10 protein-coding genes and 1 pseudogene are annotated in these 10,810 nt (G+C 71.9%); 3 read left to right on the forward strand and 8 right to left on the reverse strand.

What is annotated here, in order from left to right; all coding sequences use genetic code 11:
* Positions 1–170: pseudogene (locus GT030_RS22545) on the forward strand (sirohydrochlorin chelatase); the annotation flags it as partial.
* A gap of 21 nt (positions 171–191) precedes the next feature.
* Here GT030_RS22545 and GT030_RS22550 read toward each other — a convergent pair.
* From GT030_RS22550 to GT030_RS22575, 6 genes are all read right to left on the reverse strand, one after another.
* On the reverse strand, positions 192–494 hold the full coding sequence (locus tag GT030_RS22550) for a hypothetical protein (RefSeq protein WP_161202645.1): 303 nt from the start codon (positions 492–494) through the stop codon (positions 192–194).
* 176 nt (positions 495–670) lie between these two features.
* Positions 671–1,216 carry a DUF1697 domain-containing protein gene (locus GT030_RS22555; protein ID WP_161202646.1) on the reverse strand — a complete coding sequence of 182 codons (546 nt, stop codon included), beginning with the start codon at positions 1,214–1,216 and terminating at the stop codon, positions 671–673.
* A 156-nt stretch (positions 1,217–1,372) separates the two neighbouring features.
* Positions 1,373–2,575, reverse strand: a complete 1,203-nt coding sequence (mgt, locus tag GT030_RS22560) for a macrolide-inactivating glycosyltransferase (protein ID WP_161202647.1) — start codon at positions 2,573–2,575, stop codon at positions 1,373–1,375.
* Between the two features lie 56 nt (positions 2,576–2,631).
* Positions 2,632–3,912, reverse strand: coding sequence for an extracellular solute-binding protein (locus tag GT030_RS22565; protein WP_161202648.1), 1,281 nt, complete (start codon positions 3,910–3,912; stop codon positions 2,632–2,634).
* Entirely contained in the window at positions 3,912–4,745 is an 834-nt protein-coding gene (locus GT030_RS22570) for a carbohydrate ABC transporter permease (protein WP_161202649.1), read from the reverse strand. Before GT030_RS22570 ends, GT030_RS22565 begins: the two co-directional genes overlap by 1 nt.
* Positions 4,742–5,668 (reverse strand): sugar ABC transporter permease, encoded by a 927-nt coding sequence (locus GT030_RS22575; RefSeq protein WP_202460439.1) that lies wholly within the window; start codon positions 5,666–5,668, stop codon positions 4,742–4,744. Before GT030_RS22575 ends, GT030_RS22570 begins: the two co-directional genes overlap by 4 nt.
* Positions 5,669–5,820: 152 nt before the next feature.
* Between GT030_RS22575 and GT030_RS22580 the strand changes: the two genes are divergently transcribed.
* The gene (locus tag GT030_RS22580; RefSeq protein WP_161202650.1) at positions 5,821–6,681 is read left to right on the forward strand and encodes an aminoglycoside phosphotransferase family protein; all 861 of its coding nucleotides are present in this window, start codon (positions 5,821–5,823) and stop codon (positions 6,679–6,681) included.
* Positions 6,682–6,697: 16 nt separating this feature from the next.
* Here GT030_RS22580 and GT030_RS22585 read toward each other — a convergent pair whose 3' ends face one another.
* Both GT030_RS22585 and GT030_RS22590 read right to left on the reverse strand, forming a co-directional pair.
* On the reverse strand, positions 6,698–7,423 hold the full coding sequence (locus tag GT030_RS22585) for an exonuclease domain-containing protein (protein ID WP_161202651.1): 726 nt from the start codon (positions 7,421–7,423) through the stop codon (positions 6,698–6,700).
* A gap of 94 nt (positions 7,424–7,517) precedes the next feature.
* Positions 7,518–8,759 carry an SAV2148 family HEPN domain-containing protein gene (locus GT030_RS22590; protein WP_130336940.1) on the reverse strand — a complete coding sequence of 414 codons (1,242 nt, stop codon included), beginning with the start codon at positions 8,757–8,759 and terminating at the stop codon, positions 7,518–7,520.
* Between the two features lie 434 nt (positions 8,760–9,193).
* On the opposite strand from GT030_RS22590, the gene glgX reads away from it, so the two are divergent.
* On the forward strand, positions 9,194–10,810 hold a 1,617-nt coding region (glgX, locus tag GT030_RS22595), incomplete at its 3' end, for a glycogen debranching protein GlgX (RefSeq protein ID WP_161202652.1).

Genomic DNA, 10,810 nt, shown 5'->3' on the forward strand with positions numbered 1-10,810 from the left:
TGGCGCCCTATGTGCTGGCGCCGGGCTTCCTGCCCGACCGGATCGCGCGGGGCGCGGCCGACGCGGACGTCCTGGCCGACGTGCTGGGCCCGGCGCCGGAGGTGGCGCGGGTGCTGCTCGACCGCTACGCCGGGGCGCTGCGGTCGGTCCCGGTGGCCGTGGGCGCCTGAGCCCTCTGCGGGACGAGCGCTCTACAGGTTGAGCGCCGTGGTCAGGCGCCGGGTGTACTCGAGGGTGCCGGTGCCGGCGGCGGCGCCGATGCAGAGGTCGTCGAGCCGGTGGCGGATGCGGCCCCGGTTGGGCGGGAAGCCGTCGTCGGCCGCGAGGGCCAGCTCGGCCTGGATGATCTCGCCGTGTTCGAGGAGCACCGGGTACTCGGCGTGCAGTGCGGCGACGAGTCCGTCCGCGAGCTGGATCAGGGTCTCCAGGTCGGTACCGTCGCCGCCGGGTACCGGCCGGCCGGAGGTGCTGCCGGGGTGGTTGTACGCGTTCACGTCTGTCGTCCTCACTCCTGATCCGGGGGCCTTACGGGGGCCGGGCTGCGGCGAGGGAAGCGTGCCGGGTCGGCTCGGTCGGTGACGTTACCCACGAAGCGGCCGACGGCACCAGCAATCAACCTCTTTGGAGTGAAAGGGGGTTGACTTTCACCGAGGTCGGGTAGACGGCACCGTCAGCCGGTCAGCTCGACCAGTTTGCGGACGGTGTTCCAGTTCCGGGTGGTCGCGACCAGGCCCTTGGTGACGCGCGGGCGGCCCAGCTCCTCGGCGAGCTTGGAGCGGCCGAGCCCGTCGGGTGCGTAGAGGTACAGACAGCGGTCGCCGAGGCGGAACTCCTCGGGGAGGCGGGCGGCGGTGTCGATCCCGGCGAAGCGCCCGGGGTCCACCGGGCCGGAGAAGTAGGTGACGTGCACCTGCTTGGGTTCCAGCGCGTCGGCGGGGAACGGGCAGGCTTCCGCGACCGCCGTCAGGTAGGCGTGGTCCCGCACGATCACGTCGACCGGGAAACCGAACCGCTTCTCGATGGCCGCGCTCAACTCCCCTGCCAGAACGCCCTCGTCGCCCTGAGAGGCGGTGAACACGGCCTGACCGCTCTGGAGATGCGTGCGAACGTCGTCATGGCCCAGCTCTGCGAGGAGAGTTCGCAGGTCGGCCATGGGGAGCTTCTTGTTGCCGCCCACGTTGATCCCGCGCAGCAGCGCCGCGTACGTCGTCGTCATCCGCCCACCATAGAACGGCCGTCGTGCCCCGTGGGGGCGGGCACGACGGCCGTACCGGACGGTACGCCGGTTACGGGAAACTCTGTCGGATCGAAGGGGCGCCGGGCAACTCCTCCACGATCTTGTGACTGGTTCAACAACGTTTCTCCACCGAGGTCAGCGCCCCGGCAGCTCCGCCTCGATCAGGTCGGCGGCCCGCGTCGTGCCGCCCTCGCGCACCATGTCGGCCTGGATCTGCTTCAGCCGGCCCGCCACCTCGAGGTCGTCCACCAGGGCGAGGGCGGTCTCGCGGAGGCGGTCGGCGGTGGCGTTCTCGGTGAGCAGGGTGCGGGCCACGCCGAGCGCCTGGAGCATGTCGGCGTTGCCGAACTGGTCGACGGCCTGCGGGACGGCGATCATCGGGGTGGCCGTGGCCAGCCCCTCCTGACTGCCACCCGCGCCCGCGTGGGTGACGAACAGGTCGGCCTGCCGGAGCACCGCCAACTGCGGTACCCAGGAGTGCACTTCGACGTTGGCGGGCAGCTCGCCGAGTTCGGCCGGGTCCACGTGGCGGCCGATCTGGAGAACGAGGTGCCAGCCGGGCAGGTCCCCGAAGGCGCGTACGCACTCGGCGTAGAAGGCGGGCCGCTTGGTGAAGGCCGAGCCGAGGGAGACGAGGACCACCTTCTCGGCGGCCTCGGGCCGCTCCCAGGTGCCCTGGTCCGCGCGGTCGCCCTGACAGGCGCCGACGAAGCTGTGCACGCGCTCGTCGACCCGGTCGGCGTTCGGCTGGAGCGCCTTGGGGATGAGGACCAGCGAACGGGCGGGCCGGCCGGCGAAGGGGTCCGGGTGCTGGGTGATGCCGTTCTCGGCGAGCCATCCCGCGAACCGGGCGTAGTACGCCTGGCCGCGTTCGGTCTTCAGCGGCTCGGCCCACATGGGCTCCGCGACCTCCTTCTCGTAGCCCTCCCAGGCGACGAGGTTGGGGGAGAGCGAGACGGCGGGCACGCCCCAGCGGTGGGCCAGGACGCGGGCGGGGTAGGAGGCGATGTCGTGCAGGACCAGGTCGGGTTCGTCGCCTTCGTACGCCTTGATGAGCTGCGGCAACGCCTGGATGGCGTCGGCGAGGAAGGGCTCGACGTTGTCCAGCAGCGTGGTTCCCCACGCCGAGGGGTCGGCGTCGGGGCCGGGCAGGGTGGAGGTGTAGGGCACGGGCACGGCGCCCGTGGCGGCGACCTTCTCGGCGAAGAACGGCGGGATGGCGTAGGTGACGCGGTGGCCGCGTGCGACGAGTTCCCTGATCACCTCCAGGCTGGGGTTCACATGGCCGTGCTGGGCGATGGAGAACATGGCGATGTGTGCGGGGCGCTGGGGGGTCATGGCGTCGAGGCTAGGTGGAGCCGGGCGGCCCGCTCCAGCGAATTACGCCCGGCCGCTCAGCGCTGGTAGCGGGCGAGGACCAGGTTGCCGTCCTTCTCCAGCCTCTTTCTCAGGTCGGCGAGGCCGATGGCGCCGCTGTAGTACTCCTGGAAGGCCGGGGTGGCGATCTTGTCCTTCCACTCCGGGTAGCCGCGCACCGACTGGGCGGGGGCCGGGCGCAGCCTGGCGGCCAGGGCGGTGCCGGTGGCCCAGCCGCGGTCGGTGGTGTGCAGGGCCGGGTCGGCGAGGGCCTTGGTGCCGGTGGGAAGCATCCAGTCGCCGAGGGCGAGGCGCACCATGTTCTCAGGACTGAGCAGGAAGTCGATGAACCGGGCGGCCTCCTTCTTGTGCGGGCAGTCCTCGGCGATGGAGAGGGTCTGCGGGCTGACGCCCTGGGTGAGCCCGTCGGCGCCGGCCGGGGCGGGCAGCACCTCCCACTGGAAGCCCTTGGGGGCCTGCTGCTCGATCTGCTGGCGGTAGGAGAAGCCCAGCGGGACCATCGCGTACCGCCCGCCGAAGAAGCCGGGCAGCGTGTCCGAGCCCCCGCTGCCGAGCGTCGAGGCGGGCGCGCTGCGGTCGCGGGCGACCTGGTCGTGCACGGTGCGCGGCACGACGGCGTCACCGGCCCCGAACCGCACGCTCACCTTGCCGTCGCTCCCCCGCTGGAAGAGCGTGCCGCCCGCCGACAGCCCGAGGTTGAGGGTGACGGACACGGGCTCCTTCAGCGGCCAGGCGACGCCGTACTTGCCGTCGCCGCTGAGCCGCGCGGCGATCTTCGAGAACTCGTCCCAGCTCCAGGGGTGTTCGGGCGTCGGGATGCGCACCCGGGCCTTTCGCAGCCAGACGGAGTTGGCCATGAGCACGCGGGGTTCCTGGAGGAAGGGCACGCCGTAGACGCCCTTGCCGAAGGTGGTCGCCTGCCAACTGCGCTCTGGGATGTCCGCCTTGAGCCGGGCGGACAGCAGCCCGCTCAGGTCGGCGAGGTCGCCGCCGTAGGCGAAGTCGGCCAGGTCGTCGGAGGCGTCGTGGATGACGTCGGGGGCCTCGCCGCCCTCGAAGGAGGTGAGCAACTGGTCGTGCACGCCGTCCCAGTTGCCCTGCACGTACTCGACCCGGACGTCCGGGTGGGCGGCGTTCCACTCCCGCACGAGTTCCTTGTTGGCGGCGACCGACTCCTGCTGCCAGGCGAGGGACTGGAAGCGCAGGGTGACGGGCCCGCCCTCCTTCCGACCGCCGGAGGAGCAGCCCGCGAGGAGCAGCAGGAGGGCGGCGACCGCCACGGTGATCCTGGTCCGCATCAGCTCTTCACCGCTCCGGCGATCAGGCCCCCGGTGATCCGCCGCTGGAGCAGGGCGAACACCACGAGGGAGGGCAGGGTGGCGAGGAACGCGGCCGCGGCCAGCGGGCCGAGGTCGGCGACGCCCTCCGCGCCGATGAAATGGGTCAGCACGACCGGCAGGGTCTGGTTGCCGGGGCCCTTGAGCAGCACGAGCGCGAAGAAGAACTCGTTCCACGCCGTGACGAACGCGAACAGCGCGGTCGCCGCGATGCCCGGCGCGAGCAGCGGCGCCGTCACCGACACCAGCGTCCGCAGCCGCCCGGCCCCGTCGACGGCCGCCGCCTCCTCCAGTTCGACGGGGACCGCCCGTACGTACCCGACCAGCATCCACAGCGCGAACGGCAGCGACCACACCACGTAGACCAGGGTCAGCCCGGCCAGGGAGTCGATCAGCCGCAGCCGCTTCAGCACCAGGAACAGCGGGATGATGATCAGCACGAACGGGAACGCCTGGCTGATCACCACCCACCCGCTCGCCGCCCGCGCCGGCCAGGTGCGGTGCCGGGCCATGACGTACGCCATCGGGGTGGCGATCAGTACGGCGATGACGGCCGCGCCGAGCGCCGCGAGCAGGGAGTTGAGGGCGGCGTGCAGGAGGGGCTGTTCGTCGAACGCCTGCCGGAAGTTGGCGAGGGTGGGGTGGCGTGGAATCCAGGTGGGGTGGAGGCTGCCGAGTTCGCGTGGTGGCTTGAACGCGGTGGACAGCAGCCAGAGGAACGGGAACGCCAGGAAGATCAGATAGGCCAGCAGGGCGGCGTACTGCCCCGCGCGGGCCGCGGGCCGGGTCCTCACGCGTCCTCGCCTCCCTTCAGTCGGCCCGCGAGGAACACCGCGAGCACGACGGAGACGACGGCGACCATCACGCAGCCCATCGCGGCCGCGTAGCCGAACTGGCCGTAACGGAAGGCCTCCTCGTAGGCGAACAGCATGGGCAGCCGGGTCTTTCCGCCGGGTCCGCCGCTGGTGAGCACGTACACCAGGGCGAAGGAGTTGAAGTTCCAGATCAGATTGAGCGCGGTGATGGAGAGGGCGACGGGCCTGAGTGCGGGCCAGGTGACCGCCCGGAACCGCCGCCAGGCGCCGGCGCCGTCCACGGCGGCCGCCTCGTGGAGTTCGCGCGGGGTGTTCTGCAGGCCGGCGAGCAGGGCGACCGTGGTCTGCGGCATCCCGGCCCAGATGCCGACGACGACAACGGCGGGCAGCGCGGTGGCCAGACCGCTCAGCCAGTCCCGTCCGTCGCCGAGGCCGAGGTCGCGCAGCGTCTCGTTGAGGATGCCCGCGTCCGGGTTGTAGACCAGGCGCCACATGATGCCGACGACCACCTCGGGCATCGCCCAGGGGACGATGGCGAGGGCGCGGGCGAGCCAGCGCAGTCTGAGGTCCTGGTTGAGCAGCAGGGCGAGGCCGAGCGCCAGCAGGAACTGGGGCACGGTCACGCCGACCGCCCACACCAGGCCGATCCGGAACGACTCCCAGAACAGCGTGTCGTGCAGGAGGTCCTGGAAGTTCAGCGCCCCGATCCAGCGGGTCGGCGCGGTGCGGCCGGACTGGGCGTCGGTGAAGGACAGCAGGACACCGTAGAGCAGCGGGCCCACGCTGAGCACGAGGATCGGGATCAGGGCGGGCAGCACCAGGAACCAGACGGCGTGGTCGCGGCCCCCGGTGCGCACGGACGGACACCGCGCTTCGACCGGCGATGTCACCGGCGATGTCATGGAATCAGCCCCTTTGCCTGGCGCGGTTGGCGTGTTCATGGTCGTGAAGGCGGCGCGGTCCGTCAAGGGACCGCACACCGTCCGACCTGTGCGGATGCGAGACTGGCCCGGATCGGGACACACGAGACGGCCACAGGGCACGGAGGCGGACGATGGACGAGGCACGGGCGCGGGCGGTACTGGCCGGGGCGAAGGTGCTGCCCCCGGCGGAGGACGCGCGCCTCCTCGCCCTGGGCGAGAACGCCGTGTTCGCCGCCGGGGACCTGGTCGTCAAGGTCGGCCGGGACGCCGAACTGCTCGGCCGCGCCCGCCGCGAGCTGGCCGTGGCCACCTGGCTGGCCGAGTCCGGGGTGCCCTCGGTACGCGCGGCCGAGTCCGAACCACTGCTGGTCGACGGCCACCCCGTGACCGTCTGGCACCGGCTGCCCGACGCCGTACGCCCCGCCGAACCCCGCGATCTGGCCGCGCTGCTGCGGCTCGTGCACGCCCTGCCCGCTCCCCCGGTGCCGCTGCCGCCCCGCGAACTGCTGGGCGGGGTGGAGCGCTGGCTGCGGCTGGCGGGTGACGCGATCGACCCCGAGGACGCGGCCTATCTGCGCGCCCGCCGCGACGGCTTCGCCTCGGCCGCTGCCGCGCTGACCCCCCGTCTGACACCCGGCCCGATCCACGGGGACGCACTGCCCCGCAATGTGCACATCGGCCCGGACGGACCGGTCCTGGTGGACCTGGAGACCTTCTCCGCCGACCTGCGCGAGCACGACCTCGTGGTGATGGCCCTCTCCCGCGACCGCTACGGCCTGCCCGCCGAGGCGTACGACGCCTTCACCACGGCCTACGGCTGGGACGTGCGCGAGTGGGACGGCTGCTCGGTGCTGCGCGGCGCCCGCGAGACGGCGAGCTGCGCCTGGGTCGCCCAGCACGCCCCGGCCAACCCCAAGGCACTCGCCGAGTTCGAACGCCGGGTGGCGTCCCTCCGGGACGGGGACGAGTCGGTGCGCTGGTACCCCTTCTGAGCCTGACCGGAGCGGCCTACGGCACGACGGCGTCCGTCAGCTCACGCACCGGCCAGACCCGGTCGATGACCGCGTCCGTCTCGCCCTTGCGCCGCAGGAACGCCTCGAAGTCGGCGGCCCATTCGGCGTACCACTCGACCTGGCAGCGGTGCAGCTCCGCCAGGCCGAGCCCGGCTATCTTCGGGTACCGCTCGGCGATCGCGGTGGCCAGCCGGGCGGCGGCCAGCGCGTCGGCCGAGGCGTCGTGGGCCGCGTCGAGCACCACCCCGTACTCCGCGCAGACCGCCTCCAGGTTGCGCTTGCCCCGGCGGTAGCGGTCGACCCGGCGGTCGATGGTGTAGGGGTCGACGACCGGGGCCGGGACACGGCCGCCCAGCCGCTCGGCCAGGGAGGGCAGTCCGTACCGGTGCAGTTCGGCGGAGAGCAGGGTGAGGTCGAAGGCGGCGTTGTACGCGACCACCGGCATGCCCGCATCCCAGGCGGAAACCAGCGCGTTCGCCAGGGCGTCGGCGACCTGGTCGGCCGGGCGGCCCTCGGCCGCCGCGCGTTCGTTGCTGATGCCGTGCACGGCGACCGCGTCGGCCGGTATCTCCACGCCCGGATCGGCCAGCCACTCCCGGCGTCCCAGGGCCTCGCCGGCCCTGACCTCCAGCACGGCGCCCGTGACGATGCGCGACTCCCGCGGATCGGTCCCGGTCGTCTCCAGGTCGAAGCCGATCAGCGGCTCCCGGTGCCAGCCCATGGGCGGCCCCCCTTCTTGGTGGTGCGTTCCCCCAGTGGCTCCACCATGACACGGGGCACTGACAACGCCCCCGGCCGCCCGTCGGCGGCGGACCTCAGGACACCGGCCGCGAGTCCGCCCAGGCCAGCTCGAACTCCTCCCGGTAGGTGGGGAAGAGTCCGGAATCGCCCGACTGGTCCGACGTGACCACCCGGCTGCCGCCGCGCAGCACCAGGACCGGCGACTCCATGCCGCGCGCCCCCCGCAGGTAGGACTGCACCACGGCGATGCCGTCCGCGCCGTCGCCGTCCACCAGGTAGGCGGTGAAGCGCGGGGTCTCGTCGTACACCTGGATCTCGAAGGCGCCCGGATCGCGCAGCCGGGAGCGGACGCGGCGCATGTGCAGGATGTTCATCTCGACCGAGCGAGCCAACTCGCCTCGCTTCATGCCGAGTTCACGCTCCCGGCGCTTGACCGCGCTGGAGGCGGGGTTGAGGAAGAGCAACCGGACCCGGCAGCCGGACTCCGCGAGCCGGACCAGGCGGCGACCGGAGAAGTTCTGCACCAGCAGGTTGAGCCCGATGCCGATGGCGTCCAGCCGGCGGGCCCCGCCGAACAGGTCCTCGGCCGGGAACTGGCCCATCAGCCGCACCCGGTCGGAGTGCACGGCGACCACGTCCGCGTACCGGTCGCCGACCAGGTCCTCGACCGCGTCCACCGGGAGCCGGCCCGCCGAGGGCACGTCACCGGCGGCGCCCAGCAGCTCCAGCAGCCGGGCGGAGGCACGCTCGGCCTGGTTCAGCACCGCCTCGGACAGCGCCCGGTTGCGGGAGACGACATTGCGGGTCACCTCCAGTTCGTCCAGGGCGAGTTCGAGGTCCCGGCGCTCGTCGAAGTACGGCTCGAAGCACGGCCAGTGCTGCACCATCAGTTCGCGCAGTTGCGGCAACGTCAGGAAACTCAGCACATTGTCGTCGGCCGGGTCGAGCAAGTAGCCCTTGCGGCGGCTGACTTCACGCACCGCCACGGCCCGCTGCACCCACTCCTGGCCGGCCGGACCGGCGGCGGCCACCACCCAGTCGTCGCCGTGGACGGGTTCGTAGACGGGGCGCAGCACGGCGGCCACCACGGCGCGCAGCCGCTGCTCGACGAGGTTGAGCCAGATGTAGGCGCGGCCCGCCCGCTGGGCCCGGGTGCGCACCTCCAGCCAGGCGCCCGCGTCCCAGTCCAGTTCCGGTCCGATCGACCCCGCGCCCATCGGACGTGCCAGGGACACCGCGCCGGGCGGGACGTCCGTGGAACCGCTCCCCTCGTGACCCTCGCCACCAGGGGGCAGCTCCAGCCCTCCCGAGCCCACCCTGCACCGCCTTCCGTCCCCCGGACCTTCCCCGTCCCAACGATCAAGGAAGGGTACTCCGGGAGCGGTCGGCGGTGCAGCCGGATGGACAGGTCGGTTTCTCAACTTGCCCTGCGTCAGTGGCCGTTCCGGGCGTTCGGGAGCGGAGGGGGTGAGCGGAGTCATAGCGGCGCGAACCGGTGCCGAGGACGGCGCGCCGCTGGTGAGCGGCCCGTGGGCCGGCGGTCCCCGCCCGGAGCGTCCCGGCCGCGGGCGGATCGAGTCGGGCTCGCCGGGGCCGGCGCGGCTTCCCTCCTTCGGGTGGGGGTAGAGGTCATCCGTGACCACGGGTCGGCCGGCAGGGGAGGGCGGTAGACGTCAGGTGCCCTCACTTTCGGGGAGACTCGCCGCCAACGCGCCCCCACCGGGGCCCCGCACCTGGAAGAGTCGAGCGCATGCAGGTCTGGCCTGGAGAGGCGTATCCCCTCGGTGCCACCTATGACGGTGCCGGTACCAACTTCGCGGTCTTCACCGAAGCCGCGGACCGAGTGGAGCTGTGTCTGCTGCACGACGACGGCTCCGAGACGGCGGTGGAACTGCGCGAGAGCGACGCGTTCGTCCGGCACGCGTACCTGCCCGGCGTGATGCCGGGCCAGCGGTACGGGTTCCGGGTGCACGGCCCCTTCGCGCCCGAGCGGGGGCTGCGCTGCAACTCGGCGAAGCTGCTGCTCGACCCGTACGCGAAGGCGGTCAGCGGGTCGGTCCAGTGGGGCGAGGAGGTGTACGGCTACCACTTCGGCGCCCCCGACCGGCGCAACGACCTGGACTCCGCCCCGCACACCATGAGTTCGGTGGTGATCAACCCCTACTTCGACTGGGGCGACGACCGTCCGCCGCGCACCGACTACCACCGCACGGTGATCTACGAGGCCCATGTGAAGGGCCTCACCATGCGCCATCCGGGACTGCCGGACGAGCTGCGCGGCACCTACGCCGGGCTCGCCCACCCGGCCGTCATCGAGCATCTGACCCGGCTCGGCGTGACCGCGCTGGAGCTGATGCCGGTCCACCAGTTCGTCAACGACCACCGCCTGGTCGACATGGGCCTGAACAACTACTGGGGCTACAACACCATCGGTTTCTTCGCCCCGCACAACGCCTACGCCTCCTGGGGCGACCGGGGCCAGCAGGTGCTGGAGTTCAAGTCGGCGGTACGGGCGCTGCACGAGGCCGGGATCGAGGTCATCCTCGACGTGGTCTACAACCACACCGCCGAGGGCAACCACCTGGGTCCGACGCTGTCCTTCAAGGGCATCGACAACCCGTCGTACTACCGGCTGACCGACGATCCGCGCTACTACATGGACACGACGGGTACCGGCAACAGCCTGCTGATGCGCTCGCCGCACGTGCTGCAGCTCATCATGGACTCGCTGCGGTACTGGGTGACCGAGATGCATGTCGACGGCTTCCGCTTCGACCTCGCGGCGACCCTGGCCCGGCAGTTCCACGAGGTGGACCGGCTGTCGTCGTTCTTCGACCTGGTCCAGCAGGACCCGGTGGTATCCCAGGTGAAGCTGATCGCCGAGCCGTGGGACGTGGGCGAGGGCGGCTACCAGGTGGGCAACTTCCCGCCCTTGTGGACCGAGTGGAACGGCAAGTACCGGGACACCGTGCGGGACCTGTGGCGCGGGGAGCCGCGCGCGCTGGCGGAATTCGCCTCCCGGCTCACCGGCTCCTCCGACCTCTACCAGGACGACGGCCGCCGTCCGCTGGCCTCGATCAACTTCGTCACCTGCCACGACGGCTTCACCCTGCACGACCTCGTCTCGTACAACGACAAGCACAACGACGCCAACGGCGAGGACAACCGGGACGGCGAGAGCCACAACCGGTCCTGGAACTGCGGGGTGGAGGGCGACACCGACGAGGTGGAGGTGCGCGAGCTGCGCGGCCGGCAGATGCGCAACTTCATCGCCACCCTGATGCTGTCCCAGGGCGTGCCGATGATCAGCCACGGCGACGAGTTCGCCCGCACCCAGCGCGGCAACAACAACGCCTACTGCCAGGAC

It is taken from the genome of Streptomyces sp. SID1328, from assembly GCF_009865595.1.
Taxonomy (GTDB): domain Bacteria; phylum Actinomycetota; class Actinomycetes; order Streptomycetales; family Streptomycetaceae; genus Streptomyces; species Streptomyces griseoluteus.

Bases quoted from the DNA above. Each gene is read 5' to 3' on its own strand.
- mgt (WP_161202647.1), bottom strand. From the start codon at position 2,575: ATGACCCCCCAGCGCCCCGCACACATCGCCATGTTCTCCATCGCCCAG.
- GT030_RS22555 (WP_161202646.1), bottom strand. From the start codon at position 1,216: ATGACGACGACGTACGCGGCGCTGCTGCGCGGGATCAACGTGGGCGGC.
- GT030_RS22585 (WP_161202651.1), bottom strand. From the start codon at position 7,423: ATGGGCTGGCACCGGGAGCCGCTGATCGGCTTCGACCTGGAGACGACC.
- GT030_RS22565 (WP_161202648.1), bottom strand. From the start codon at position 3,912: ATGCGGACCAGGATCACCGTGGCGGTCGCCGCCCTCCTGCTGCTCCTC.
- GT030_RS22580 (WP_161202650.1), top strand. From the start codon at position 5,821: ATGGACGAGGCACGGGCGCGGGCGGTACTGGCCGGGGCGAAGGTGCTG.
- GT030_RS22575 (WP_202460439.1), bottom strand. From the start codon at position 5,668: ATGACATCGCCGGTGACATCGCCGGTCGAAGCGCGGTGTCCGTCCGTG.